Raw genomic sequence first — 24,849 nt, 5'->3', positions numbered from 1 at the left:
CGGGAAAACACAGCACGGACGCCACCCTGTCATGACCGCCAGTCGAGCGGGACCTGCCTGTCTCCGTCCCATGGGCGCTCCCAGCCCGCGTAGTGCAGCAGGCGGTCGATGATCCCTGCAGTGAAGCCCCACACCAGTGCCGATTCGACCAGGAATGCCGGACCTCGGTGGCCGCGGGGGTGGACGGCGGTGGCTCTGTTGGCCGGGTCCGTGAGATCCGCCACGGGGACGGTGAAGACCCGCGCGGTCTCGTTCGGATCGACGACGCCGACCGGGCTGGGCTCACGCCACCAGCCGAGGACCGGCGTCACGACGAAGCCGCTGACCGGGATGTACAGCTTGGGCAGCACGCCGAAGAGCTGGACCCCGCAGGGGTCGAGCCCGGTCTCCTCCTCGGCCTCGCGGAGAGCGGCCCGCAGCGGCCCGTCGGCCGTCGGGTCGCCGTCCTCGGGGTCGAGGGCGCCGCCGGGGAAGGCGGGCTGGCCGGCGTGCGAGCGCAGGGAGCCCGCGCGCTCCATGAGAAGCAGCTCGGGGCCGCGCGCGCCCTCGCCGAACAGGATCAGCACGGCCGACTGCCGCCCCGTCCCGTTCTCCGGTGGCAGAAAGCGGCTGAGTTGCAGCGGCTCGACCGTCTCCACGGCGTGCACCACCGGGTCAAGCCAGCCGGGGAGCCCCTCCTTGCTGAGCGTCACCGGTCCGGTCCGCGTGCTGAGCGGGTGCATGCTCTTCGCGTGCGCAGCGTCGGCATGCGTCCCGTTCGCGCGCGCGATGCTCGTACGCGCAGTGCCCGAATCCGCATTGCTTGAAGGCGGACCGCCGGTGTGCGTCCCGCTGGTGTGCGTCATGACCACCCCCGTTCTGCCGAGTCCAACGCCCTGCGGGCCCTGGATCGTTCCGGCCGGTCAAGCCAGGTTGACCGGGCCGTCACCCGGCCCCCAGTGGCGGCGCCGGCCTGCCGCCCGCGTCGAGGTAGGCCTGCGGCGGCTTGAGCCGCTGGCCGGGGAAGCCGCCCTTCTCGTACTTCAGCAGCTTCTTGGCCTTCTCCGGGTCGGTCTCGCCCTCGCCGTACGCCGGGCAGAGCGGGGCGATGGGGCAGGCGCCGCAGGCTGGCTTGCGGGCGTGGCAGATGCGGCGGCCGTGCCAGATGACGTGGTGCGAGAGGTCCGTCCACTCGTTCTTCGGGAACAGCGCGCCGACGGCCGCCTCGATCTTGTTGGGGTCCGTCTCCTCGGTCCACTGCCAGCGCCGCACCAGCCGCTGGAAGTGGGTGTCCACGGTGATCCCGGGGCGGCCGAAGGCGTTGCCGAGGACCACGAAGGCGGTCTTGCGGCCGACGCCGGGCAGCTTCACGAGGTCTTCCAGGCGGCCGGGGACCTCGCCGCCGGACTGCTCGGTCAGCGCCTTGGACAGCCCTATGACCGACTTCGTCTTCGCCCGGAAGAAGCCGCACGGCCTCAAGATCTCCTCGACCTCCTCCGGGTTGGCGGCGGCCAGATCCTCGGGCGAGGGGTACTTGGCGAAGAGCGTCGGGGTCGTCTGGTTGACCCTGAGGTCGGTGGTCTGGGCGGACAGGACCGTGGCGATCAGCAGCTGGAAGGGGTTCTCGAAGTCCAGCTCGGGGTGGGCGTACGGGTACACCTCGGCGAGTTCGCGGTTGATCCGGCGGGCCCGGCGGACGAGCGCGGCACGCGACTCGTTCTTCGGGGGCTTCGCGACGGCGGCCTTCTCGGCACCAGCCGCTCCGGCGGCGGCCACCTTCTTGGCGGCCACCTTCTTGGCGGGTGCCCTCTTGGCGGGTGCCTTCTTGGCGACGGCCGGCTTCGTGGCGGCTGCTCTCTCTGCCGCCTTCTTGACGGCCGTCGACTTCACGGGTGCCGCCTTCTTCGCCGGGGCCGCCTTCTTCGCGGCGTCCGCCTCGTTCGCGGGCGCCGGGGCCGCCTTCTTCGCCGGTACCTTTTCTACCGATTTCACCTTTTTACTACCACCGCCCGGGTCCTGTTCGCCCACAGCGGAATCGCGACGTACAACCACCCGCCCAGCCCCCTCGGCCTGTGCTCTACCGGCGATTTGGACACCCGGCCAGCCTAAGCCCCGGCACCGACATCCGCCCCGGACCCCCGGGATCAGCCCCCGATTGGCCCCCTGCCGCTTACCTCGGGACACCTGTGCGGCATCCTTGTGACAGATCACACTGTTTGGACCGTCCGGCAAGATGGGGAACACGGTCCCCTGGTACACCGGGGGAGCAAGATCCCTTGAGCAGGTCGACAAGGAGAGAACTCGTGGACGACGTTCTGCGGCGCAACCCGCTCTTCGCGGCTCTTGACGACGAGCAGGCCGCGGAGCTGCGCGCCTCCATGAGTGAGGTGACCCTGGCGCGCGGCGACTCCCTCTTCCACGAGGGCGACCCGGGCGACCGGCTGTACGTGGTCACCGAGGGCAAGGTCAAGCTGCACCGCACCTCCCCCGACGGCCGCGAGAACATGCTGGCCGTCGTCGGTCCCGGTGAGCTGATCGGCGAGCTGTCACTGTTCGACCCGGGCCCGCGTACGGCGACCGCGACCGCACTGACCGAGGTAAAGCTGCTCGGTCTCGGCCACGGCGACCTCCAGCCCTGGCTGAACGCGCGTCCGGAGGTGGCCGGCGCCCTGCTGCGCGCCGTCGCCCGCCGCCTGCGCAAGACCAACGACGCCATGTCGGACCTCGTCTTCTCCGACGTGCCCGGTCGTGTGGCGCGCGCCCTGCTGGACCTCTCCCGCCGTTTCGGCGTGCAGTCCGAGGAGGGCATCCACGTCGTCCACGACCTCACGCAGGAGGAGCTGGCCCAGTTGGTCGGCGCGTCCCGCGAGACCGTGAACAAGGCGCTCGCCGACTTCGCCCAGCGCGGGTGGCTCCGCCTGGAGGCGCGGGCCGTGATCCTGCTGGACGTCGAGCGGCTCGCCAAGCGTTCCCGCTGACCCTCCGAGGCAGCCCGCCCCGATGAAGGCGAGGCCGACGCCGGGACGATCCCGGGTACTGGCCTCGCCCCGAGGGCGTGCGGCGGCCTCCACGCGCGCGTGTCGGCCGTGTACACGTCCGTGGGGCGCAATATCCGCCTCTACGCGCGCGTGGGGCGCGAGCTGCGGGGGCGGGGGCGGGGGTTCCGGGGCGCCCTTACTCTCCGCCTCTACGCGCGCGTGCGGCGCGATGTCCGCCTCGCCGTTGCAGCCCGCCCTCGCCCACCTGCCCAGACGTTCAGGACGCGCCGCGAGACCGCCCGATCACTCGGGCGACGCTCGACACGGGTTCCCACGGACCGACGGGATGGGCACGCCACTGCCTTCACCGGCGCGAGCGGACCGCGGGCGCGGCAGCTGCTGACGACGGTCGAGTACGGCTGGGAAACGGTCGGCGGCCCCTTCTTCCCGCGGCGTACCTCGACGACCTCGGACCGTGGCGCGCGGGAGTACGCGCGCGTGCAGGGCGTGGAAAACCACGGGCCGCAACATCCCGGGCCCGGCCGGCCCTGCCCGGCCGGCGGATGCACGTCGGCCCCGCCCTGGCGACGAGCGGATTAGCCCGGCCCTGCGCCCGCGCAGCTCGACCCCCCGGCGCCCGCGCATCTCGACGCCCCGCGCCCGCGCACCTCGACGCCCCGCTCGGCACCTCGCCCGACGCCGGCGTCCGTCCCCGCTAGATCAGTCCGTGCTCGCCGAGGTATTCCAGCTGGGCCCGTACCGACAGTTCCGCCGCCGGCCACAGAGAGCGGTCCACGTCGGCGTAGACGTGGGCCACGACCTCGGCCGGGGTGCGGTAGCCGTCCTCGACGGCCGTCTCGATCTGGGCGAGCCGGTGGGCGCGGTGGGCGAGGTAGAACTCGACGGCGCCCTGGGCGTCCTCCAGGACCGGGCCGTGGCCCGGCAGCACGGTGTGGACGCCGTCGTCGACCGTGAGGGACCTCAGCCGTCGCAGGGAGTCCAGATAGTCGCCCAGGCGGCCGTCGGGGTGCGCCACGACCGTCGTGCCGCGGCCGAGGACGGTGTCCCCGGTCAGCACCGCCCGGTCGGCCGGGAGATGGAAGCACAGCGAGTCCGCGGTGTGGCCCGGGGTGGGTACGACCCGCAGCTCCAGGCCGCCGGTGGTGATCACGTCTCCCGCGCCCAGCCCCTCGTCGCCGAGCCGTAGCGCCGGGTCCAGCGCGCGCACCTTGGTGCGGGTCAGTTCGGCGAACCGGGCGGCCCCCTCCGCGTGGTCGGGATGGCCGTGCGTGAGCAGGGTCAGCGCGACGCGTCTGCCCGCCTTCTCGGCCGTGTCCACGACCGTGCGGAGGTGGTCGTCGTCCAGGGGGCCCGGGTCGATGACCACGGCCAGGTCGGAGTCGGGCTCCGAGACGATCCAGGTGTTGGTGCCGTCCAGGGTCATGGCGGAGGCGTTGGGCGCGAGCACGTTGACGGCCCGCGCGGTGGCTGGGCCCGAGAGGACCTTGCCCCGGGGCTGGCCGGGCAGGGCTGCTGCGTCCGTCATGCGGGGCCTCCACCGGTGGGGGCGGTCGGTGCGGTCGGGATGTGCTTGGTGAACTCGTCGTGGCCCGGCCAGGCCAGCACGATCCCGCCGTCGACCACGCGCGCGCGGGCCAGCACGGGCGTCATGTCGCGCGCGGGCGCGGCGGCCAGCGCCTCGGCCGCGGTCGCGTACGACGACAGCTGCCGCAGGGTCGCGATGGTGGGCGGCATCATCAGCAGCTCGCCCCTGTCGTACCCGGCCGCGGCCTCGGCGGGCCGGATCCACACCGTGCGGTCGGCCTCCGTGGAGGCGTTGCGGGTGCGCTGGCCCGTCGGGAGCACGGCAACGAAGAACCAGGTGTCGTAGCGGCGGGACTCGAACTCCGGGGTGATCCAGCGGGTCCAGGCGGCCAGCAGGTCGGAGCGCAGCACCAGTCCGCGGCGGTCCAGGAACTCGGCGAAGGACAGCTCGCGGGCGACCAGGGCCGCCCGGTCCGCCTCCCAGTCCTCGCCGGTGGTGTCGCCGGCCACCGACGCGGCCGTCGGCCCGGCCAGCAGCACGCCCGCCTCCTCGTACGTCTCCCGTACGGCAGCGCAGACGATCGCCTGCGCCCCCGTCTCGTCGACGCCCAGCCGCTCGGCCCACCACGCGCGCGTGGGGCCCGCCCAGCGGACCTGGTGGTCGTCGTCGCGGGGGTCGACGCCGCCGCCGGGATACGCGTACGCGCCTCCGGCGAAGGCCATGGAGGCGCGTCTGCGCAGCATGTGGACGGCAGGGCCGTGCGGGGTGTCCTTCAGGAGCAGCACCGTGGCCGCGCGCCTGGCAGGCACCGGTGTGAGGGTGCCTTCCGAGAGCGCGCGGATGCGGTCCGGCCACTCCCGTGGGTACCACTGCCCGTTCGCCATGGGCGGAGGCTATCCCGATGTGAGCGAATGTTCGAGAGGTGCCCGGGGCCGGGGCCTCACGGCACCAGCTCGACCTGGACCTCCACCTCCACCGGGGAATCCAGCGGCAGCACGGCGACGCCGACCGCGCTGCGCGCGTGCACGCCCTTCTCGCCCAGGACCTCGGCGAACAGTTCGCTGGCGCCGTTGATGACACCGGGCTGGCCCGTGAAGTCGGCGGCCGAGGCCACAAAACCGACGACCTTCACCACGCGCGCGATGCGGTCCAGGTCGCCCGTGACGGACTTGACGGCGGCCAGGGCGTTGAGCGCGCAGGTGCGGGCCAGGTCCTTGGCCTCCTCGGCGGTGACCTCGGCGCCCACCTTGCCGGTGACCGGCAGCTTGCCCTCCACCATCGGCAGCTGGCCGGAGGTGTAGACGTACACGCCGGTCTGTACGGCCGGCTGGTAGGCGGCCAGCGGGGGCACGACCTCCGGCAGGGTCAGACCGAGTTCGGCGAGCCTCGTCTCGACGGCGCCCATCACTGCTTCTCCCGCTTCAGGTAGGCCACCAACTGCTCGGGGTTCGGCCCGGGCACGACCTGGACGAGCTCCCAGCCGTCCTCGCCCCAGGTATCCAGAATCTGCTTCGTGGCGTGCACGAGCAGCGGCACGGTTGCGTATTCCCACTTGGTCATGCGGCGACTGTATCCGCTGTTATCCACAGCCTCCCGCGTAGCCCGACGGCGGACTGGTTAGGCTCGAAGATGTGAGCAGGCTCCAGGTCGTCAGCGGCAAGGGCGGGACCGGAAAGACCACGGTCGCCGCGGCTCTCGCGCTGGCCCTCGCCACCGCGGGGAAGCGAACGCTTCTCGTGGAGGTCGAGGGCAGGCAGGGCATCGCACAGCTCTTCGAGACGGAGGCGCTGCCCTACGAGGAGCGGAAGATCGCCGTCGCTCCCGGGGGCGGCGAGGTGTACGCCCTCGCCATCGATCCCGAACTGGCTCTTCTGGACTACCTCCAGATGTTCTACAAGCTGGGCAGTGCGGGCCGCGCCCTGAAGAAGCTCGGCGCCATCGACTTCGCCACCACCATCGCCCCGGGCCTCAGGGACGTCCTGCTGACCGGCAAGGCGTGCGAGGCGGTACGCCGCAAGGACAGGCACGGCCGGTTCGTGTACGACTACGTCGTCATGGACGCGCCGCCGACGGGACGCATCACCCGCTTCCTGAACGTCAACGACGAGGTCGCGGGCCTGGCGAAGATCGGCCCGATACACAATCAGGCGCAAGCCGTGATGCGGGTGCTGAAGTCCCCCGAGACCGCCGTGCACCTGGTCACCCTCCTGGAGGAGATGCCGGTCCAGGAGACCGCGGACGGCTTCGCCGAACTGCGGGCCGCCCGGCTGCCGGTGGGCCGGATCATCGTGAACATGGTGCGGCCGGAGGTACTGGACGCGGCCGGCCTCGACCTCGTACGCACCGTGCCGCGCACCGCCGTCGCCCGTTCGCTGTCGGCCGCCGGGCTGGGCGGGGCGCGGCGCGGCGGGAACGCCGAGCGGCTGGTGAACCCGCTCCTTGAGCAGGCCGCGGAGTACGCCGAGCGGTACGCGCTGGAGCAGGAGCAGCGCGCGGTCCTGGGCGAGCTGGAGCTGCCGCTGCACGAACTGCCGCTGCTCGCCGAGGGCATGGACCTCGCGGGCCTGTACGAACTCGCCACCGAGCTGCGCGAACAGGGGATGACATGAGTCCGGACCCGGCCCACGCACAGGACAGCGCCCGCCATCGTCTCTCCCCCGCGCGCGTGCTCGACATCGATCCGCTGCTCGACGATCCCGAGACCCGGATCGTGGTGTGCTGCGGTTCGGGCGGGGTCGGCAAGACCACGACCGCGGCGGCCCTGGGGCTGCGGGCCGCCGAGCGCGGCCGGAAGGTGGTCGTGCTCACCATCGACCCGGCGCGGCGGCTGGCCCAGTCGATGGGCATCGACTCGCTGGACAACGTGCCGCGCCGGGTGAAGGGCACCGAGGACCGAGGAGGGGCATCGGGCGGCGATCCGGCCGGGGACGGTGGCGGACGAAGGGCGGGCGGGGAGCTGCACGCCATGATGCTCGACATGAAACGCACCTTCGACGAGGTCGTCGAGGCGCACGCGGATCCGGAGCGGGCCGCCGCGATCCTGGCCAATCCCTTCTACCAGTCGCTCTCGGCGGGCTTCGCGGGCACGCAGGAGTACATGGCGATGGAGAAGCTGGGCCAGCTGCGGGCGAAGGACGAGTGGGACCTCATCGTCGTCGACACCCCGCCGTCCCGCTCCGCGCTGGACTTCCTGGACGCGCCCAAGAGGCTCGGTTCCTTCCTGGACGGGCGGCTGATCCGGCTGCTGACGGCGCCGGCGAAGCTGGGCGGCTGGGCGGGGATGAAGTTCCTGAACGCCGGGATGTCGATGATGACCGGCACCCTGGGCAAGCTGTTGGGCGGTCAGCTGCTGAAGGACGTACAGACGTTCGTGGCCGCGATGGACACCACCTTCGGTGGCTTCCGCACCCGCGCGGACGCCACGTACAAGCTGCTCCAGGCACCCGGCACGGCGTTCTTGGTGGTGGCGGCCCCGGAGCGGGACGCACTGCGCGAGGCCGCCTACTTCGTGGAGCGGCTGGCCGCCGAGGACATGCCGCTCGTCGGTCTGGTGCTCAACCGCGTCCACGGCAGCGGCGCCGACCGGCTGTCGGCCGAACGGGCGCTCGCCGCCGCGGAAAATCTTGAGGAGCCCGGCATTGTGGATCAGAGGGACGGGAAAGCTGGACTTCGTAACTCTCCCGAGCCGTATGACACTTCAGAGTCCCCCGCTGCTTCCTCCGCATCCGAGCCCCGCTCCCCGGGCACGGACCCGGACGTCGACCAGCTGACCGCAGGCCTGCTGAGGCTGCACGCCGACCGTATGCAACTGCTCTGCCGCGAGCAGCGCACACGTGACCGCTTCACCGCGCGCCACCCCGAGGTGGCCGTGGTGGAAGTGGCCGCGCTCCCCGGTGACGTGCACGACCTCGCGGGGCTGCGGGACATCGGCGACCGGCTCGCGGCCAAACGGCCGGAGCTGCCCGAAACGCGTACCGATGCGTGAGAGGGGACGCCCTCTCACGCATGAGAGAGGACGGCCTCTCAGCTGACCGCCGCGTAGTTCTCGTACACCTCGTCATCGTCGAGGGGCACGATCCCGGCTCCGCGTTCGTACTCCGAACGCGCGGTCTCCAGGAGCCTGCGCCAGGAGGTCACGGTGGGCCGCCTGCGCAGCAGTGCGCGGCGCTCGCGCTCCGTCATGCCTCCCCACACACCGAATTCGACACGATTGTCCAGCGCATCGGCCAGGCATTCGGTGCGTACCGGACATCCGGTACACACCGCCTTGGCTCTGTTCTGCGCTGCTCCCTGAACGAACAGTTCATCCGGATCGGTAGTGCGGCAGGCAGCCTGCGCACTCCAGTCGGTAACCCAGCCCATACCGGCGCCGTCCTCTCCCGAATCGAGGCTCCCCCACGGCGGCAGCGGCATATTCACCGCCGCCAGTTGAGGACGTTACGGAAGGCGGGCACAGCGCAACACCCCCTTCGGGCCCAATCTTGAATGGCCCGAACGGACTATGGGTAAGCGGCAGATCACCCGCGGGAGTGAGCTGGTGACATGCGTGATCATCCCGGCAAAGCGGGACAGTTATGGTGCGTCACAACGGACGCCAAGTGATACACGAGGCGGATTCGGACACGCCTCCAACACGCCTCGACATGCCCGACGGAGGAACCCGTCGGAGAAAGCCGAGAAGATCCGGAACGATTCGGGGTCGCCGGACGTATTGATAGGTGACCGCGCTGCTGTGACAGTTGAGAGCAGCTTAGGCCAAGGCATATACGCGTGTCCGGCGAATGAGAACGTAGGCTGCCCCTATGCCAAAGAAGCGCTCGGGCGGTGGTCTGTCGCCAACGCAACAGGCCGCCAAGTTCCTCGGTGTCAGTGTCCTCGCAGGAGCCGTCATGGCCGGCATCGCGCTGCCCGCGGCGGGCGCGCTCGGCCTCGCGGCCAAGGGCTCGGTGCAGGGATTCGACGAGATCCCGGCCAACCTGAAGAGCCCCCAGCTCAGCCAGCGGACCACGATCCTGGACAGCCAGGGTCAGCAGATCGCCTCGGTCTACTCCCGGGACCGCACGGTGGTGGAACTCAAGGACATCTCGCCGTACATGCAGAAGGCGATCGTCGCGATCGAGGACTCGCGCTTCTACCAGCACGGCGCGGTCGACCTGAAGGGCGTGCTGCGCGCCCTGAACAAGAACGCGCAGAGCGGCGGGGTCGCCCAGGGCGCCTCCACGCTCACCCAGCAGCTGGTGAAGAACTACTTCATCGAGGAGGCCGGCGACGACCCGACCAAGGTCGCCGAGGCCACCCAGCAGACAGTGGGCCGCAAGATCCGCGAGCTGAAGTACGCGATCCAGATCGAGGAGAAGCTCGGCAAGAAGAAGATCCTGGAGAACTACCTGAACATCACGTTCTTCGGACAGCAGGCCTACGGCGTCGAGGCAGCCGCCCAGCGCTACTTCTCCAAGCACGCCAAGGACCTCAGCCTCCAGGAATCGGCGCTCCTCGCGGGCATCGTGCAGTCCCCCAGCCGCTACGACCCGGTCAACGACGAGGCCGAGGCCACCAAGCGGCGCAACGTGGTCCTCCAGCGCATGGCCGAGGTCGGCGACGTCTCCCAGCAGGAGGCCGACAAGGCCAAGCAGGCCCCGCTCGGCCTGAACGTCAGCCAGCCGAAGAACGGCTGCATCACCGCGGCCAAGGGCGCCAGTTTCTTCTGCAAGTACGTCGAGAACGTCTTCCTCAGCGACCCGGTCTTCGGCAAGACCAAGGAGGCCCGCGCGAAAGTCTGGAACCGCGGCGGCCTGACGATCCGTACCACCCTGGACCAGCAGGCCCAGGACTCGGTCCAGGCCTCGCTCAAGGACCACATCAACAAGTCGGACTCGGTCGCCGCAGCCGCCACCCTGGTCGAGCCCGGCACCGGCAAGATCCTCGCCATGGGCCAGTCGAAGCCGTACGGCTACGCGAAGGACGAGACCGAGTACAACTACTCGGTCAACCGCGACATGGGCGGCTCCAACTTCGGCTTCCCGACCGGTTCGACCTTCAAGCCGTTCGTGGCCGCGGCGGCGGTCGAGGGCGGCAAGCCCCCGACGCAGGAGTACGCGTCGCCGTACAAGATGGAGTACCCGAGCCCGGTCCAGCGCTGCGACAGCCAGCCCTACGTCAACGCCGACCACACGACCGCCGAGAACGAGAACAAGTCGGAGGTCGGCCCGTACCGGATGAAGGAGGCGATGGCCAAGTCGGTCAACACCTACTTCGTCCAGATGATCGCCGACATCGGGCTGTGCCCGGTGATGAAGATGGCAGACGCGCTGCACGTGGTGCAGGGCAACGGCGACAAGCTGCCCCAGGAGCCCGCCATCGCACTCGGCGCGGTGGGCCTGTCCCCGCTGACCATGGCGAGCGCGTACGCCGCCTTCGCCTCGCGCGGCATGTACTGCACGCCGGTCGCCATCGAGTCGATCACCCAGAAGGTCGGCAACAAGCGGAAGTCCCTTGAGGTGCCGAAGTCGACGTGCTCGCGCGCGATGAGCGAGCAGACCGCCGACACGATCAACACCCTGCTGCGCGGCGTGGTCGACTCGGGCACCGGCCAGCAGGCCGGCCTCACCGACCGCGAGAGCGCCGGCAAGACGGGCACCACGGACGAGCGCAAGAACGCCTGGTTCGCCGGCTACACGCCGAACATGTCCGGCGCGGTCTGGGTCGGCGGCCCCAAGCAGAACGTGAAGATGAGGAACATCACCATCGGCGGCGTCTACCGCCCGCTCGTCTACGGCGGTGAGGTCCCCGGTCCGATCTGGAAGGACGCCATGTCCGGCGCCCTGCAGGGCAAGCCAGTCCAGTCCTTCAACCTCGTCGACATCCCGGACGACGGCGGGGACGGCAACGGGCACGGCAGGGACCGGGGCGACGGAAACGGCAACGGCGACAACCGCGGCGGGGACAACGGCGGCGTCATCGGCGGCCTGACGGACGGCGGCGCGAACGGCAGCCCCAACCCGGCACCCACCCTCTCCTTCCCGGGCAACTTCATCCAGGGCCAGGGCAACGGAGGGCGCGACGGCGGGCAGCGGCCTTAACCCCGGGGCGCACCGGGCGGAGGGACGGCGGATCGGCCGGGGCCAGTGGCTGCGCTTCAACTGGGGGCCGGTGGTTCGGGGCGCCTCGGTCGGGGGCCGGTGGCTCCTGGCGCTTCGCGCAGGGACTGGCGGCACGGGCGCCTCGGCTGAGGGCCGGTGGTTCGGGGCGCCTCGGCTGGGGACCAGTGGCTCGGGACGCCTCGCGCAGGGACTTCCGGCGCGGGCGCCTCGGGCGGAGGCTGGTGGCTTGAGACGCCTCGCGCAGGGACTGGCGGCACGGGCACCTCGACTGAGGGCCGGTGGCTCCGGGCGCTTCGGCTGGGAGGCCGAGTGGTTCGGGGCGCGTGGCTGATGTTTGACGTGGCGGGGCCGCATCCTGACTTGGGTGCGGCCCCGTTCCGTGAGGTGGGGGTGGGGCGGGTCGGCCCTGGAACGACGCATGCCGTACGGCCGGTCGCTGTGGGGCCCGGGGCCACTCCCGGTAAGCAGGGGTCGACCTGCCGGAGCAGTGGGCACTGGATGGCTGGGCCGGGCCCGGGCCCGCCGGGCTCGCCCGGGATGAGCGGTTCAGCACCCGGCCGCCGGCTCGACCAGGACGAGCGGTTCAGCATCGGACCGCTGGGCCGGGCCGGGGGCCGCCGGGACCGCCCGTGACGAGCGGTCCGCCCAAGGGTCTGCTGGGCCACCAGCGCGGAGGGGCTGACCCGAGCCGGCCCCGGAGAGAGCCCCGGGTCAGCCCTGCTCAGCCCAGCTCAGCCCCGGGTCAGCCCTGCTCAGCCCAGCTCAGCCACGGGTCAGTCCTGGAGCAGCTTCTTGACCGCCGCGGCGACCCGGCCGCCCTCCGCCTGCCCCGCCACCTTCGGGTTCACGATCTTCATCACGGCGCCCATGGCCCGCGGCCCCTCCGCACCGGCCGCCTTCGCCTCCGCCACGGCCTGGGCGACGATCGCGTTCAGCTCCTCGTCGGACAGCTGCTTGGGCAGGTACGCGGCAAGCACCACACCCTCCGCCTTCTCCCGCTCGGCCTGCTCGGCCCGGCCGCCCTGCGCGAAGGCCTCCGCTGCCTCCCGGCGCTTCTTGGCCTCCTTGGTGATCACCTTCAGGACCTCGTCGTCGGACAGCTCACGCTTCTCCTTGCCCGCGACCTCCTCCTTGGTGATCGCGGCGAGCGTCAGCCGGAGCGTCGAGGAGCGGAGCTCGTCGCGCTCCTTGATCGCGGCGTTGAGGTCGTCGTGCAGCTTCGACTTGAGCGTGGTGGTCATGGATCCGATTGTCGCAGGTGCGCGAGCCCGGTCGCCCGTTGATTTCGGGGGCGGCCGGACGCCGCGCGGGTGTCCGGATCTGACACGATGGTCATATGCGCGCGCGATACGGAGTACCCCTGGGAGTCATGGCGGTCGGCGCCGCCGGTCTGGCCTACGCGGCGGGGTTCGAGGTCCGTTCCTTCCGGCTCCGCCGGGTCACCGTCCCGGTCCTGCCCCCGGGCATGCGCCCGCTGCGCGTGCTCCAGGTGTCCGACATCCACATGGTGAGCGGCCAGCGCAAGAAGCAGCGCTGGCTGCGCTCGCTGGCCGGCCTGCGCCCCGACTTCGTGATCAACACCGGCGACAACCTGTCCGACCCGGAGGGCGTCCCCGAGGTACTGGACGCGCTCGGCCCCCTGATGGATTTCCCCGGTGCGTACGTCTTCGGCTCCAACGACTACTACGGCCCCAAACCCCGCAACCCCGCCCGCTACTTGCTGGAGAAGGTGAGCGGCCGCCACGGCCTGAACGGCAACCCGCCCGTCGTGGGCGCGATCCACAACCCGTGGGAGGACCTGCGGGACGGCTTCGACGCGGCGGGCTGGCTGAACCTGACGAACACCAGGGGCGTGCTGAAGATCGAGGGCGTCTCGGTGGAGATGACGGGCCTGGACGACCCGCACATCAAGCGCGACCGCTACGAGCGCGTGGCCGGCGGCCCGTCGAGCGGCGCGGACTTCTCGATGGGCGTGGTGCACGCTCCGTACCTGCGCGTACTGGACGCGTACGCGGCGGACGGCTACCCCCTGATCCTGGCCGGCCACACGCACGGCGGTCAGCTGTGCCTCCCCTTCTACGGCGCCCTGGTCACCAACTGCGACCTGGACGCGGACCGGGTGAAGGGCCTGTCCACGCACACGGCGGAGAACCGTACTTCTTACCTGCACGTCTCCGCGGGCTGCGGCACCAACCGCTACACACCCGTACGGTTCGCGTGCCCGCCCGAGGCGACGTTGTTGACGCTGGTGGGGCGGGAGTAGCGGGGAGCGACTGAAGCGGGCGGTGCCAGGCGGGGCGACGCGGGCGAGACGGGGAGCGCACAGCCAGCTACACCGGACGACAACAAGGAATAGGCCCGAGGACCCGACCGAGAACCCGGCCAAGGAACAGGCCCGAGGACCCAGGCCAAGGACCCGGCCGAGGACTTGGCCGAGGACCCGTCCGATGGCTTGGCCGATGAGCATTCCGACTCCCCATTCCGAATTAACCCACCCAGCCCACCCCATATCGCCCGTTTCGCCCACTCTGCTTAGCGTGAGGGCATGACGGCCCCGATACCCAGGGAGATCCCGGACCTGCCCGCGGTCCCGGGCATGCCCGCACTGATGCCCTCGTACGTCCCCGCCGCCGCAGTGATGGCCCCCGTCCCCCGCCCGCTGACGGCGCTGTACCGCATGCTCATCGCTCTGATGGCCCTCGCGGGCGTCGCACTGGAGCTGCTGCTCGGCTCCCCGACCCGCGCGCTGAGCCACTTCAGCGTCCAGAGCAACGCCTTCCTGGCCCTGGTCATGATCATCTCGGCCCACCGTGCGTGGACGGCCCGCCACCCCCTGCCGGCCATCGTCACAGGAGCCGCACTGCTCTACGTCCTGACCACGGGCCTCACCTACCACCTACTCCTCGGAAACACCACGCCACCGTTCTCCATAACGGGCGCGACCGCACCGCCGACCCCGTGGCAGGACCAGTGGACAGCCCTCCAGCTCCTCCACACCGCAACCCCGGTCGCGGCGCTCCTGGACTGGCTCCTGCTCACCGCCCGCGGCCACCTGCACCTCCGCCAGACCGCCGCCTGGCTCGTCTACCCCCTGGCCTACCTGGCCTTCTACCTCGGCAGGGCCGAACTACTGATCCCCGGGACGACCGGCCGCTACCTCTACCCCTTCCTGGACGCCGACCGCCACGGCTACCGCGGCACCCTCGCCAACGCCCTCCTCCTCGGCCTCGCCATCTACGCCCTGGCCATCCTCCTGGTCCTCCTCGACCACACCCGCCCGAACCCCGTCCGCCGCCGCGCCAGAATCGGATTTCGTCTCCGGCCACCGGTGGGCTAAAGTAAACGACGTCGCCGCGACAGCAGCGACACCGGGGTGTAGCGCAGCTTGGCAGCGCGCTTCGTTCGGGACGAAGAGGTCGTGGGTTCAAATCCCGCCACCCCGACAGCCAAAACAGCAGGTGAGGCACCTACGGATTTCCGTAGGTGCCTCACCTGTTTCTGTGTGCGTGTCTATCTGCGTGACTACCGCTCCGGATCCCGCTTGAAGATCCCGTCCATGACCACAGCGCCGGTCTGGATCACGGGCCGGATCTGCTTCCGGTAGACCTCCTCGGTCACGGCCGTCCAGGAGTGTCCGACGAGCCGGGAGATCTCTTCCAGCGGGACACCCCGGTCGGACAACAGATCCACGAAGCTGTGCCGCAGCTCCCTCGGAGTCCACTCGTCGGCGTTGATCCCGTCGATGCCCTTGAGTGCCTGGCGGAAGGCTCGGCGGACATTCGCCGCGTCGAGCGGCTTGCCGACGGCGGAGTTCGAGGTCCATGCGCTGATCTTCAGCAAGGACGCGGTCAGCCTGAAGACGGAACTGCACCGGCAGTTCGCCGCACGGCGGGTCAACCACCAGTTGAGCAGCCGCAAGGAGTTCTTCTAGTACCACACCAACGGAGGTGCGGGATGCGCTACGGCGGTTCGCCGGACAGCATCTGGTCGAGTTCACCGAGTAGCACCGGGCGTTGGAATGGCGGGCCGACAGACAGTGGGAGAAGGCAGTGCGCTCGCGGGGAGCGCAGGAGCAGGCGCGCCCCGGACAACGTGATGTCCGGCGAGGGGCTATTACGATTCCGGTCATGGATTGGCTGGAGCGCGCCGCGAGTCTGAGGCAGTGGAGTCGGGACGGGGTGCGGGCGCCGCACAAACCGTTGCTGCTGCTGTACGCGCTGGCACGTTTCCAGGCGGATGCCGAGAGCGAGTTGCACTACACCGCGGTGGAGGCCGATCTGAAGCAACTGCTGGCGGAGTACGGTCCGGCGCGCGGGACCACGCCCGCCTATCCCTTCCACCACCTGGTCAGCGACGAGGTGTGGGAAGTACGGACCGAGCGCGGCGTCGGCAGCCCCGGCACCGGAGTTCGGAAACTGCGGGCCAGTGGTGCCGCCGGGCGGCTGGCCCCGGACCTGCGGGTGGCGCTGCGACGGGAGCCGTCGCTGCTGGGCCGTATGGCAAGGGTTCTGCTGGATCTGCACTTCCCACCGTCGCTGCACCAGGATCTGTGCGAGGCGGTGGGCCTGGAACTGGAGCTGGCGGAGACGGACGCTCTGGCAACGCCCGAACAGCGCCGACGGGACCGGCGGATGCGGGAGATGGTGCTGACCGCCTACGAGTACCAGTGCGCCTTCTGCGGCTACGACGGCATGATCGGTACCGTGCCCGTCGGGCTGGAGGCCGCGCACGTGCGCTGGTGGGCGTACAACGGTCCGGACGACGTAGACAACGGACTGTGTTTGTGCTCGCTGCACCACAAGCTGTTCGACAAGGGCGTCCTCGGCATAGGCGACGGTCACCGCATTCTGGTCTCGCAGCGCTTCGTCGGCCGCAGCCCCGCCGCCCGCGAGCACGTCACCGCACTCGCCGGCCGCCCGCTCATCGGCCCTCAACCCGGCATTCGACCCGTCGCTGAGATCTACCGCTCATGGCACACCAGCCAAGTCTTCCGAGGCTCCCCACGCCCCGGGGCCACCTGACTTGAACCATCTCGGGTTTGATGGAGGCGCTGATGTATCCCGGGTCTGGTGGAGTCACATTGCTGAGCAGAAGACAGCGACCGCACGGCACGGGTCTGGTTAGACGCCTTCCACAACCACCAAGGCGGCCTGGTGCGAGCCGATCTCACCTGCGCCGCCTACGCCGCGTCAGCGGCCTCAGCCGCATCCGCGATCTGAAGCAGCCGAACCAGCTCCTTCCGCCCGCGCCTGATCACATCGAAGGCCACCGTCGTCTCCGTGTCCGGCGGCAGCGGGGTATCGGTGAGGAGATCCGTAAGGGTGTACCTGCCGAGTAGCCACCGTTGCAGTGCGCGCCAGTCGGTGCCCCGGCCGAGGGGTAGGTCGGCCGCCCATGGCAATGCCTCGTAAGGGGTGCCGTCGGTTCCGTTTGCATGGAGTAGCCCGGAGCGACGCACCAGACAGGGGAAGCAAACGCCGCAGTTGGCGATGGGAGGGCCGCCGCTGCGGCGGGCGGGCGGCTTGCCGCAGCTCAGAGTGGATTCCAGGTCGGATGGGGTAAGGCCCGCGTCACGTGCGGCCTTGCACACTTCACCTTTCGTCAGCCGTGCCAAGGGGTTGACCACCCGTACCGTGCTCCCGGCGTCGCTCACGGCGCTTACTAAGGCGTTCAGACGGTCCAGCGTCCATGGGTGCACGGAACGGGTGGAGCAGGCGGCCGAACGCGCGGGCGTCAGGGGCGGATTGAGGGCGAGCTGGCCGTTCTCGGGAATGTGGACGGTGCCCACTCCGTGCGCCGTAGCAGCGCGGATCGCGCCCGCCGCGTACAGCAGACCGCGGGTGCGGGAGGAGGTTTCAAGCCGCATCCCGGAGCCGTCGCCCGCCGGGGTCTGGCTCATCGGTAGCAGCATCACCGGCCGGCGTCCGCCCAGTCGCTCGACGGCCTTGTACACCTGGTGCTGGAGACGCAGCAGGCCGATCTCGCGGAACATCACGAGCAGCAGCGGTCGAGGGTCGTCGGAGCGCGAGCGGGTGGCGGCCCAGCTGAGGGAATCCAGTCCGCCGGAGAACAGCGCGACTTCCGAGGCACGTGGGTCGTCAGCGGAGACCATCGCCTCCTCGACGTGGTGACCGGTGAGAGGCCGGAAGTCCACATCCCAGAGGTCCCCGGTGAGGATCTGGAGGAGCGCGGCGAGGTGGGCGCGGACGGCAGCGCTGTGCCACCGCTCGTGTTCCGTGACGGGCACGGCAAGACTGATGCGGCGGGTCCATCGGTCCCGTACGCCGGACCGGCGGACGTACTTGTCGGCGATGAACGCGGCCCTGGCGACGCGGAACAGGTCCTCGGCCCAATCGGGGACCGGACCGGGCAGGTGGTGCCGCCCGGTGATACGGCGCTCCTTTTCCTGGAAAGATTCCTCTCCGATCTCCATCCAGCGGTCATCACGGGGCCGGTCCCTTCGGGGGCCGCGCCACCATAGGAAATGGTCGGAACCGGTCACGCCGCAGCTCCCTCTTCTCCGGTGACCTCCTCAGTGATGAGGCCAAGTACCTTTCCGACCGCCCGCGGTACCAGTGACTCGGCGATCTTGGGCAGCGCAGCCGACGGATCCTGCACAGCGCCCACCACCGACTGCGCGGTGTCTACGGCCTCTGCGAGCTCCGTCGCTTCGGCGGACTCCTCGCAGGGATTCGGCACCAGGTCCACCACCTTCTCCGCGACCCAAGCGGCGATCGTGCCTTCCGGATCCGTCGCGATGAGCCCTGGCACGGCCAGTTTGATGTGCTCGGCGACAACGGACCGGAGGAACTCCCCCACCATGTCGGCGAAGAACACCTGGTAAAGGTCGCACAGGATGTCCCAGGCGAAGCCGCCGGCCGCTGCACCTCTGCCCATGGCGTCGTCCAACTCGGGATGCCTGTCCCGGACGTCCCGGACCGCCGCTGCCATCGCCCTACGCACCGCAGCGTCGACGAGTGTGCCGCCGTCTCCGCCTACCTCCGAGACAAGACGTGCGACGAGCGCGTCCTCTGACTCCGCGCCCCCTGCCGCCAGCGAGCCGAGGGCCCCGGCGAGCCGTTCACCGGCCGCACAGGCCGTGTCGTACAACCCGAAAGCCGATCGATCGGCCCGGAGCGTCTCGTGCAGGGCGCGTAGGTGGTCCGCGGCGATCTCCTCCAGCCGCTGATCCGCGTTGTGCGAGTCCTTTTGCCAGCGCGCCAGCCGCCGCGCCGCTGAGCTCCACCGGTCGCCGTTCGGCCCCTTCCATCGCGTGGATGTCCCCACAGCACCCCCAAGCCCGATGGTGCCCCGACCCGCTCCTCCAGCCATGGCATCAGACCGGACGATCCCCAGGTAGAGCGCAACTCGGCCACAACGGCGCGGACCGGTCCGGCGAACAACTGGCCTGGGCATCACTTTCGGTGACACATACGCCCACGAAGAGGTTGTGGGTTCAATTGCGCCACGCCGACAGTGCAGTAAACAGGTCAGGGGCCTGATCCGCAGCGCGGGTCGGGGCACTGGTTGTTGGTCCGGCACTGCTGGGTGTCAGCTGGGGCGTGCTGTCGACCGCAGGGGGTACCTCGCGGTGGCTGATGCGTGGTCGTCCGTGTGCCGAGGTCTGTGACTGAGTGATCGTGTATCGATGCGCGATCGCACCGTCCGTATGCCACCATCCGGGCCGACCTCAACCGAACCGCTGGCCGAAGCCGGACGACGCCGCACACGGCGTGGGTCACTGGGAAGGCAAGACCGTCACGGCCGTCAGGAAGGACCTTCGCGGCAAGCGGCGCCGCACCGCGCGGCACTCCGCCTAACGCCGGCATCGTCCGTGCAGTAGAGGAGGTCTGGCGTCTTGCCCTCGGTTGATGCCTGGGGCACCTGCTGAAGGTGATGCGCCGCGTCGTATCGGGTGCCGCCTCCTCGGCCGGTGCAACACCGTTACGAAAGTGGTGGCTTGGCGTCGTCGGCTCCGCCAGACTCGCGTTATGAGCGAACGCCCTGAGCCTGGAACTCTCGCCCCTGGTCGACACTCCGTACTGGAGGACGCGCTCGAACTCTTTGAGGCCGATCTCAACCAGGACGACGCCGTTCACCGGCAAGCGGCGCAACTCGCCAACCTCTGTGTACAACTCGCCGGCGCCTACGCCCTGCTCATGCGCGAGGCACACGAACGGCTGTCCCCCGAGGACCGTAAGGCGATCATCCCGCCCCACCAGGACCGCGGGGTCGAAGCCCTGAGCCGCTTGCAAGAGATCCTCGGCATCGAAGAGTAGGCAGGCCGCGGCCATGCTTCCGGCTGTCCACGAGGTCATCGTCGACTACAGACTCGCCAACCGATAGCGATCCCGACGACACTCCCTGACGGGGGTGACGCCAGTGCTGTACGTCAGCACCGATTCCCCGGCCGCCGGGAAGTCCAATGGGATGGAGGCGCGCGCCGCGTGCTTCACAAGGGCAGGGCGAGCGCGTCGGCGGGCGTCCGGCCCGGTCATCGGTCGACCCCGGTGCCCTCGCTGATGGCCTCGTTGAGGCGGATCTGTGTGAGGAAGCGGTCGCGTAGCAAGTCCTCTGTGATCAGGGCCGCCTTGCGGGCGATCTCGTGCCGGGCCCGTTCCAGGAGGGCATACGCCTCCTCCCGCGCACCCCCGGCGGCCTGCACCACGGCGGAGTGGTACAGGACCTCCTCCGTGCGCAGAGCAGGCATGTCCCCGACCTCGTCCAGCATGCGCATGGCCTGGGCGGCCTGGTCCTGGGCGGCAGCTGTGTCGCCCTGGCGGAGCAGGATGCGACTGCGCAGGGAGTGTGCGGCGATCTCGCTGCGGATCATGCCGCTGCGCTGGGTCTCGATGCAGGTGGCGATCGCCAGCCGGTCGGCCTGGTCGAGGAGTTCCCCGGGTGTGTCAGCGGCGACCAGCAGGATCTCGGCGTACAGGTTGCGGACGATGGGAACGAGGTTGGCCAGCCATGTCCGCTCCGTCTCCGCCCACGCGTCGACGATCAGTTCCAGGGCCTGGTCACGCCGTGTCGGCTGCTGGACGACACGGTGGGCGAGCAACGCCTTGTTGTAGGCGTGCCAGCCGCTGTCGCCGCCGCGGCCGGCCTCGAAGTCGAGCGCTTCGCGCAGGACCTCCTCGGCTTCCCCGTAGGCACCGAGGCCCGTGTGCACCTGTGCCAGGTAGTTGAGCGCTATGGGCAGCTCGGCCTTCAGCGGCTCGTCACGCAGCCGCTGGGCGCAACGGGTCAGCCTGGTCAGCGCGTCGCTGAGGTGCCCGCTGTCGAAGAGGGTGATGCCGAGCTGCATCTCCCCCAGATTGCGGGCGTGCTGGAGTACCGGGTCGCCGGTGCCTCCGAGGCGCGGGTCGGAGGCGTACATGCGCTCCGCCTCCCGCAGCTGTGCCAGACCGTCGGCCAGCCGCCGCTTGGACACCTGCCGTCCGTATTCGACGCGGGCCACGAAGAGCGGGACGGGATCGCCGTGCTCCTCGGCCAGTTCCACGGCCGCGCGGAGCTTGTCCAGGGACGGCACCAGACCCTGGGTCGCCAGGAGGGTCTTGCCGCGCAGGAGCGTCGTACGGATGGCCAGTTCGGGGGTACCACAGCGTCTCGCCGCTGCTTCGGCCTCGGCGGCCAGCGCGTCGATGTCCGGTCCGCCGGCCGACGGATGCTGGCCGCGCCAGCGCACCTCGGTCAGCGAGAGCAACAGTTCCACGGCCTGGACGAGCCACCTGTCCCGGCTCTCCTCGTGTTCCGGCAGGTCGCGGACCGCGCTGATCACCTCATCGCAGTGCTGCTCCGCCTCGGTGAAGGACAGCCCTTCCATCGCGGCGTCGCGCGCCAGCCCGTAATGGACCTCCGCCGAGGCGAGCAGGCACTCGGGGCCTCCGCCGCGGAGGTGACGGGCGATCTCCAGGCGGCGCTCCAGCGGCATGCCGTTCAACGGACCGGACATGAGGGCCGCCGCGATACGGGCGTGCCGGGACCGCTTCTGCTGAGGGGTCTGCTGGTCGTACACCACACCCCACAGGGCGCCGTGCTCGAACCGGTAGCAGTCGGACGCGTCCAACCGCGCCCAGGAAGGAGGCTCCGTCTGCCGGATGAGCCGGTTCTGGGCGGCGATGAGCCGTAGCCGTTCCATGACTTCGTCGTGCGGCGCCCCCTTGACCTCGGCGACCGTTCGCGAAAGGAACATCTCGCCCTGGGTCGCCCCGATCATGAGCAATGCGCGGTCCGGCTCGGTGAGCAGCCGGAGACGGTCCTCCACCACGCGCGACAGGCTGCGGGGCAGCCGGATACGGGGCCCGGAGTCCGGACGCCATTCCTCCAGGCAGAGGGTGACGAAGACGGCGTGGCCGGCCGTCAGCCGGATCAGCTGCTCCGACAGGGCCGGCGGAGCGTCCGGATGCCGGGAGCGCACCAACTCGGCAACCGCCTCCCGGGGCAGGCCGTTCAGCGTGCGCCGGCGCAGAAGCCGGTCCTTCGCCCAGTCGTGCAGCAGTTCCTCGACCATGGCTCCGGGACCGTCTGCGTAGGCTCCGTCCGTCGTGTGGCTGAGTACCACGCCGAGCGGCTGACCGGGCAGTCGTCGCAGCAAACGGTCGAGGACCATCAGGCTGCTGGGATCTCCGTACTGGTGTCGTCGATGACCACCACCGTGGGCGGGCCCTGCCGCACGAGGTCCAGCAGGGCATCCACGATCTGTGCGGCGGCGCCCTGTTGGAACGGGAGCAGGCTGTCGAACGGCATCGATCCCGAAGCGAGCGACGCCTGCGCGACCTCCTTGCCCAGGGTGAACAGCGCGCCCAGCCCGGGCACCATCGCGGAGAGCACTTCCGGCGCGGAACGTACGGCGCCCTGTCCGGTGAGGCTGAGCAGTCTCCGAAAGACACCCGGCTGCTTGACCTCTTGGTCTTCGGCCAGGTGCAGGAGCACCTCGACGATCGGCCCGTAGCGCAGCCCCGGGCCGATCGACGGCTGGCACCGCGCGGACACGACCCGGCAGGCGTCCCGTCCGCCGGAGGCGGAAACCTCCGCCTCGAATGCCCGCAGCAGCGCCGACTTGCCCATGCCCGAGACGCCGTCGATGACGATCGCCCGGCCGCCGCGTCCCGCAGCCACGTCCGCCAGCATCGAGCGCAGCTCGTCCATGTGCTCCACGCGGTCGACAAACCCGGTCCGCACCACAGCCCCCGCCTCGGTCACCTGTCATGGAACGTCCGTACGCACAACGTCACGTGCCACCTACCGTAGATCACGGGTCAACAGTGCGGAGGCGATGCGGGGCTTCGCCGTCGGTGCGTCTGTTCGGCGTGGGGGCGCGTGTTGGTGGGGCGTCCCGGTGGCTCGGGGGGTGGTTGTCTTTGAGACTGTCTGCCAGGCAGGTGGGCGACGGCGGCAGGCAGAGGAGGGGTCGTGGATCTGCGGCAGATGGAGGTCGTCGTCGCGGTCGCCGAGGAGGGTGGGTTCAGTGCGGCGGCCCGGCGGCTGCACGTGGTGCAGTCCGCGGTGTCCGGCACCGTACGCGCGCTGGAGCGCGAGCTGGGCGCGCTGCTGTTCCACCGCACCACGCACCGCGTCTCCCTCACCTCCGCCGGCGAGGCGTTCCTGCCCGCCGCCCGGGCCACCCTGCGGGCCGCCGAGGAGGCACGGGCGGCGGTCGACCTCGCCCAGGGTGAACTGCGCGGCGAGATCACGGTCGGTGTGATGCAGGGCCTGTACGCCGGCCTCGCCCCCGCGCTGGCCCGCTTCCACCGCGAGCACCCGGGGGTGACGGTGCGGCTGCGGCAGACGCCGGCCGACCTGATCCCGCAGGCCCTGCGGGACGGCGCCCTCGGCCTGGCCGTCGCCGCGCTCGACACGTCCCGGCTGCGCGGACTGACCACCCGGTTGCTGGCCCGGGAGGAGATGGTCCTGGTGACCGCGCCGGGCGCAGGGCCGGGGCCGGGGCCGGCGGGGACGGAACGGGCGGTGACGACGCTGGCCGAGGCAACACGACTGCCCCTGGTGGACTTCCCGCCGGACTGGGCGATCCGGCAGGCGGTCGACAGGGCCTTCCGTTCGGCCTCCCTCGAACGCGCCGCCACCTTCGAGGTGAACGACCTCATGGCGGCCGCCGACCTGATCCGGCACGGGCTGGGCGCGAGCATCATGCCCCCGTCGATGGCGGCGTGGTTCCCCGAACTGCCCGCGCTGACCTTCGCCGCCCACGCCCCGGTGTGGACGCTCAGGCTCGTCCACACCCGTGCGGAGCAGCCCCCGGCGATCACCGCGCTGCTGCGTCACATCGGATGACCGGACGGCGGGGACGGCGGGTAGGTCAGGTCGCCGCTGCCTGGCGGGAGGCCAGCGCCCAGATCACGAACAGCGCGATCGCCATGATGACCACGGACCACAAGGGCGCGTACGGCAGGAACAGGAACTGGGCGATCAGCACGAGCGAGGCCAGGAACAGGCCCGCGTAACGGGCCCAGGCCATGTCCCGCAGCAGGCACAGGCCGGTCACGGCGGCGAACGCGCCGAGCACGATGTGGATGATGCCCCAGCCGGTCAGACTGATCTCATAGATGTAGCCGCCGATGCGGGCGTACACGTCGTTCGCGGCGACCGCCGCGATGCCCTGGAGGACGGCGAGGACGCCGCCGCACAGCAGCAGGACGCCGGCGAAGACCTCCCCACCGGTGACCCGGGCGCCCGCCAGTCGTGTGGCCTGCCCGGGCGGTGGCTGGCCTCCCGAGCCGGGGTGTGGAGTGCCGGACGGATGTGCCGCGTGGTCGCTCATGAGTGGTGTTCCCTTCTCCCACCCCGGTCGGCTGCTGCTCGGCTTCTGTCATCCCGTTGTCATCCCGTCGGATGCCGCTCGCCGGCGGGCGGCGCGCGCCCCGTCGGAGCCGCGCGCCCCGTCCACTCGCCGGGGCTTCGAGCCTCGGGCCCGTCGGGGCGCCCGGCCAGACGGCGAACGCCGAACGGGTGAGGACCGCGGACCCCGCGCGGACTCCGCGCGGGCGGCGCGCGGGCGGCGCGCGGGCCTCAGGCCGGGGGCGGGGACGGGGTGGGGGTGGGGGTGTGGGTGGGGCCGGCCGTGGTGTCAGGCGGAGACCCGGGGTGGGGCCGGCCGCAGCCTCAAGCCGAAGCCCAAGGCAGGCACGACCGCAGCGCCAAACCGACCTCCCGGGCAGGCACCACCGCAGCCCCAAGCCGACGTCCGGGGCGGGAACGGCCGCAGCCCCAAGCCCACCTCCGGGAC

The 24,849-nt window shown here is 70.6% G+C and carries 23 protein-coding genes, 1 tRNA gene and 1 pseudogene; 11 read left to right on the top strand and 14 right to left on the bottom strand.

What is annotated here, in order from left to right; all coding sequences use genetic code 11:
* Window positions 1–29: 29 nt before the first annotated feature.
* The gene (locus ACFYTE_RS27200; protein WP_388715563.1) at window positions 30–722 is read right to left on the bottom strand and encodes an NUDIX hydrolase; all 693 of its coding nucleotides are present in this window, start codon (window positions 720–722) and stop codon (window positions 30–32) included.
* A 202-nt stretch (window positions 723–924) separates the two neighbouring features.
* Window positions 925–1,971, bottom strand: coding sequence for an endonuclease III (gene nth, locus ACFYTE_RS27195; protein WP_388715560.1), 1,047 nt, complete (start codon window positions 1,969–1,971; stop codon window positions 925–927).
* A 311-nt stretch (window positions 1,972–2,282) separates the two neighbouring features.
* Between nth and ACFYTE_RS27190 the strand changes: the two genes are divergently transcribed.
* Window positions 2,283–2,957, top strand: coding sequence for a Crp/Fnr family transcriptional regulator (locus ACFYTE_RS27190; RefSeq protein ID WP_014674022.1), 675 nt, complete (start codon window positions 2,283–2,285; stop codon window positions 2,955–2,957).
* A 715-nt stretch (window positions 2,958–3,672) separates the two neighbouring features.
* Here the strand turns inward: ACFYTE_RS27190 and ACFYTE_RS27185 are convergent.
* The 4 genes from ACFYTE_RS27185 to ACFYTE_RS27170 are packed head-to-tail and all read right to left on the bottom strand — an operon-like array spanning window position 3,673 to window position 6,063.
* Window positions 3,673–4,503, bottom strand: coding sequence for an MBL fold metallo-hydrolase (locus ACFYTE_RS27185; RefSeq protein ID WP_388715558.1), 831 nt, complete (start codon window positions 4,501–4,503; stop codon window positions 3,673–3,675).
* Window positions 4,500–5,387, bottom strand: a complete 888-nt coding sequence (locus ACFYTE_RS27180; protein ID WP_388715555.1) for an NUDIX hydrolase — start codon at window positions 5,385–5,387, stop codon at window positions 4,500–4,502. Before ACFYTE_RS27180 ends, ACFYTE_RS27185 begins: the two co-directional genes overlap by 4 nt.
* A 56-nt stretch (window positions 5,388–5,443) precedes the next feature.
* Window positions 5,444–5,908 (bottom strand): RidA family protein, encoded by a 465-nt coding sequence (locus ACFYTE_RS27175; protein WP_388715553.1) that lies wholly within the window; start codon window positions 5,906–5,908, stop codon window positions 5,444–5,446.
* Window positions 5,908–6,063: a DUF4177 domain-containing protein gene (locus ACFYTE_RS27170; protein ID WP_100202903.1), complete on the bottom strand. Its 156-nt coding sequence runs from the start codon at window positions 6,061–6,063 to the stop codon at window positions 5,908–5,910. Before ACFYTE_RS27170 ends, ACFYTE_RS27175 begins: the two co-directional genes overlap by 1 nt.
* Before the next feature lie 71 nt (window positions 6,064–6,134).
* Between ACFYTE_RS27170 and ACFYTE_RS27165 the strand changes: the two genes are divergently transcribed.
* Window positions 6,135–7,112, top strand: a complete 978-nt coding sequence (locus tag ACFYTE_RS27165; protein WP_388715550.1) for an ArsA-related P-loop ATPase — start codon at window positions 6,135–6,137, stop codon at window positions 7,110–7,112.
* Entirely contained in the window at window positions 7,109–8,488 is a 1,380-nt protein-coding gene (locus ACFYTE_RS27160) for an ArsA family ATPase (protein ID WP_388715548.1), read from the top strand. Before ACFYTE_RS27165 ends, ACFYTE_RS27160 begins: the two co-directional genes overlap by 4 nt.
* 38 nt (window positions 8,489–8,526) lie before the next feature.
* Here the strand turns inward: ACFYTE_RS27160 and wblA are convergent, their stop codons facing one another.
* Window positions 8,527–8,865 carry a transcriptional regulator WblA gene (gene wblA, locus ACFYTE_RS27155; protein ID WP_388715710.1) on the bottom strand — a complete coding sequence of 113 codons (339 nt, stop codon included), beginning with the start codon at window positions 8,863–8,865 and terminating at the stop codon, window positions 8,527–8,529.
* Window positions 8,866–9,305: 440 nt separating this feature from the next.
* Here wblA and ACFYTE_RS27150 point away from each other — a divergent pair, with 440 nt between their 5' ends.
* Entirely contained in the window at window positions 9,306–11,582 is a 2,277-nt protein-coding gene (locus tag ACFYTE_RS27150; RefSeq protein ID WP_388715545.1) for a transglycosylase domain-containing protein, read from the top strand.
* A 794-nt stretch (window positions 11,583–12,376) separates the two neighbouring features.
* On the opposite strand, the gene ACFYTE_RS27145 is transcribed toward ACFYTE_RS27150, so the two are convergent.
* Window positions 12,377–12,844 carry a GatB/YqeY domain-containing protein gene (locus ACFYTE_RS27145; RefSeq protein WP_388715542.1) on the bottom strand — a complete coding sequence of 156 codons (468 nt, stop codon included), beginning with the start codon at window positions 12,842–12,844 and terminating at the stop codon, window positions 12,377–12,379.
* Between the two features lie 95 nt (window positions 12,845–12,939).
* On the opposite strand from ACFYTE_RS27145, the gene ACFYTE_RS27140 reads away from it, so the two are divergent.
* From ACFYTE_RS27140 to ACFYTE_RS27130, 3 genes are all read left to right on the top strand, one after another.
* Complete coding sequence (locus tag ACFYTE_RS27140; RefSeq protein WP_388715539.1) at window positions 12,940–13,866, top strand: metallophosphoesterase; 927 nt, start codon at window positions 12,940–12,942, stop codon at window positions 13,864–13,866.
* A 282-nt stretch (window positions 13,867–14,148) separates the two neighbouring features.
* On the top strand, window positions 14,149–14,940 hold the full coding sequence (locus tag ACFYTE_RS27135; protein ID WP_388715536.1) for a Pr6Pr family membrane protein: 792 nt from the start codon (window positions 14,149–14,151) through the stop codon (window positions 14,938–14,940).
* 32 nt (window positions 14,941–14,972) lie between these two features.
* Window positions 14,973–15,046, top strand: a tRNA-Pro gene (locus ACFYTE_RS27130).
* 79 nt (window positions 15,047–15,125) lie between these two features.
* Here the strand turns inward: ACFYTE_RS27130 and ACFYTE_RS27125 are convergent.
* A pseudogene (locus ACFYTE_RS27125) lies at window positions 15,126–15,416 on the bottom strand (tyrosine-type recombinase/integrase); the annotation flags it as partial.
* Between ACFYTE_RS27125 and ACFYTE_RS27120 the strand changes: the two are divergent.
* Window positions 15,346–15,534 (top strand): GIY-YIG nuclease family protein, encoded by a 189-nt coding sequence (locus ACFYTE_RS27120; RefSeq protein ID WP_388715533.1) that lies wholly within the window; start codon window positions 15,346–15,348, stop codon window positions 15,532–15,534. The pseudogene ACFYTE_RS27125 and the gene ACFYTE_RS27120 sit on opposite strands and share 71 nt — an antisense overlap.
* Window positions 15,535–15,730: 196 nt before the next feature.
* Entirely contained in the window at window positions 15,731–16,624 is an 894-nt protein-coding gene (locus tag ACFYTE_RS27115) for a phosphorothioated DNA-binding restriction endonuclease (protein WP_388715530.1), read from the top strand.
* 158 nt (window positions 16,625–16,782) lie between these two features.
* Here the strand turns inward: ACFYTE_RS27115 and ACFYTE_RS27110 are convergent, their stop codons facing one another.
* On the bottom strand, window positions 16,783–18,036 hold the full coding sequence (locus ACFYTE_RS27110) for a 7-cyano-7-deazaguanine synthase (RefSeq protein WP_388715527.1): 1,254 nt from the start codon (window positions 18,034–18,036) through the stop codon (window positions 16,783–16,785).
* Window positions 18,037–18,101: 65 nt separating this feature from the next.
* Complete coding sequence (locus ACFYTE_RS27105; protein ID WP_388715524.1) at window positions 18,102–18,935, bottom strand: hypothetical protein; 834 nt, start codon at window positions 18,933–18,935, stop codon at window positions 18,102–18,104.
* 659 nt (window positions 18,936–19,594) lie between these two features.
* On the opposite strand from ACFYTE_RS27105, the gene ACFYTE_RS27100 reads away from it, so the two are divergent.
* Window positions 19,595–19,882 carry a hypothetical protein gene (locus tag ACFYTE_RS27100; protein WP_388715521.1) on the top strand — a complete coding sequence of 96 codons (288 nt, stop codon included), beginning with the start codon at window positions 19,595–19,597 and terminating at the stop codon, window positions 19,880–19,882.
* A 215-nt stretch (window positions 19,883–20,097) separates the two neighbouring features.
* On the opposite strand, the gene ACFYTE_RS27095 is transcribed toward ACFYTE_RS27100, so the two are convergent.
* Together ACFYTE_RS27095 and ACFYTE_RS27090 are read right to left on the bottom strand one after the other, a co-directional pair.
* Complete coding sequence (locus ACFYTE_RS27095) at window positions 20,098–22,215, bottom strand: ATP-binding protein (protein WP_388715518.1); 2,118 nt, start codon at window positions 22,213–22,215, stop codon at window positions 20,098–20,100.
* Window positions 22,215–22,808 (bottom strand): AAA family ATPase, encoded by a 594-nt coding sequence (locus ACFYTE_RS27090; RefSeq protein WP_388715515.1) that lies wholly within the window; start codon window positions 22,806–22,808, stop codon window positions 22,215–22,217. Before ACFYTE_RS27090 ends, ACFYTE_RS27095 begins: the two co-directional genes overlap by 1 nt.
* A gap of 210 nt (window positions 22,809–23,018) precedes the next feature.
* Between ACFYTE_RS27090 and ACFYTE_RS27085 the strand changes: the two genes are divergently transcribed.
* Window positions 23,019–23,897 carry a LysR family transcriptional regulator gene (locus ACFYTE_RS27085; protein WP_388715512.1) on the top strand — a complete coding sequence of 293 codons (879 nt, stop codon included), beginning with the start codon at window positions 23,019–23,021 and terminating at the stop codon, window positions 23,895–23,897.
* A gap of 25 nt (window positions 23,898–23,922) precedes the next feature.
* On the opposite strand, the gene ACFYTE_RS27080 is transcribed toward ACFYTE_RS27085, so the two are convergent.
* Window positions 23,923–24,384 carry a hypothetical protein gene (locus tag ACFYTE_RS27080; protein ID WP_388715508.1) on the bottom strand — a complete coding sequence of 154 codons (462 nt, stop codon included), beginning with the start codon at window positions 24,382–24,384 and terminating at the stop codon, window positions 23,923–23,925.
* Window positions 24,385–24,849 lie beyond the last annotated feature (465 nt).

Source organism: Streptomyces sp. NPDC004629 (genome assembly GCF_042873595.1).
Taxonomy (GTDB): Bacteria; Actinomycetota; Actinomycetes; order Streptomycetales; family Streptomycetaceae; genus Streptomyces.
Note: the sequence above shows the minus strand (reverse complement) of the source record. Positions and strands in the feature narration are given on the sequence as shown.

Excerpts from the sequence above, each read along its gene's own strand:
- ACFYTE_RS27095 (WP_388715518.1), bottom strand. The coding sequence starts at position 22,215 with ATGGTCCTCGACCGTTTGCTGCGACGACTGCCCGGTCAGCCGCTCGGC.
- ACFYTE_RS27200 (WP_388715563.1), bottom strand. The coding sequence starts at position 722 with ATGCACCCGCTCAGCACGCGGACCGGACCGGTGACGCTCAGCAAGGAG.
- ACFYTE_RS27110 (WP_388715527.1), bottom strand. The coding sequence starts at position 18,036 with ATGGAGATCGGAGAGGAATCTTTCCAGGAAAAGGAGCGCCGTATCACC.
- ACFYTE_RS27150 (WP_388715545.1), top strand. The coding sequence starts at position 9,306 with ATGCCAAAGAAGCGCTCGGGCGGTGGTCTGTCGCCAACGCAACAGGCC.
- ACFYTE_RS27180 (WP_388715555.1), bottom strand. The coding sequence starts at position 5,387 with ATGGCGAACGGGCAGTGGTACCCACGGGAGTGGCCGGACCGCATCCGC.
- ACFYTE_RS27080 (WP_388715508.1), bottom strand. The coding sequence starts at position 24,384 with ATGAGCGACCACGCGGCACATCCGTCCGGCACTCCACACCCCGGCTCG.
- ACFYTE_RS27160 (WP_388715548.1), top strand. The coding sequence starts at position 7,109 with ATGAGTCCGGACCCGGCCCACGCACAGGACAGCGCCCGCCATCGTCTC.
- ACFYTE_RS27100 (WP_388715521.1), top strand. The coding sequence starts at position 19,595 with ATGAGCGAACGCCCTGAGCCTGGAACTCTCGCCCCTGGTCGACACTCC.
- ACFYTE_RS27185 (WP_388715558.1), bottom strand. The coding sequence starts at position 4,503 with ATGACGGACGCAGCAGCCCTGCCCGGCCAGCCCCGGGGCAAGGTCCTC.
- ACFYTE_RS27105 (WP_388715524.1), bottom strand. The coding sequence starts at position 18,935 with ATGGCTGGAGGAGCGGGTCGGGGCACCATCGGGCTTGGGGGTGCTGTG.
- ACFYTE_RS27120 (WP_388715533.1), top strand. The coding sequence starts at position 15,346 with ATGCCCTTGAGTGCCTGGCGGAAGGCTCGGCGGACATTCGCCGCGTCG.
- ACFYTE_RS27115 (WP_388715530.1), top strand. The coding sequence starts at position 15,731 with ATGGATTGGCTGGAGCGCGCCGCGAGTCTGAGGCAGTGGAGTCGGGAC.
- wblA (WP_388715710.1), bottom strand. The coding sequence starts at position 8,865 with ATGGGCTGGGTTACCGACTGGAGTGCGCAGGCTGCCTGCCGCACTACC.
- ACFYTE_RS27170 (WP_100202903.1), bottom strand. The coding sequence starts at position 6,063 with ATGACCAAGTGGGAATACGCAACCGTGCCGCTGCTCGTGCACGCCACG.
- ACFYTE_RS27135 (WP_388715536.1), top strand. The coding sequence starts at position 14,149 with ATGACGGCCCCGATACCCAGGGAGATCCCGGACCTGCCCGCGGTCCCG.
- ACFYTE_RS27145 (WP_388715542.1), bottom strand. The coding sequence starts at position 12,844 with ATGACCACCACGCTCAAGTCGAAGCTGCACGACGACCTCAACGCCGCG.
- ACFYTE_RS27140 (WP_388715539.1), top strand. The coding sequence starts at position 12,940 with ATGCGCGCGCGATACGGAGTACCCCTGGGAGTCATGGCGGTCGGCGCC.
- ACFYTE_RS27175 (WP_388715553.1), bottom strand. The coding sequence starts at position 5,908 with ATGGGCGCCGTCGAGACGAGGCTCGCCGAACTCGGTCTGACCCTGCCG.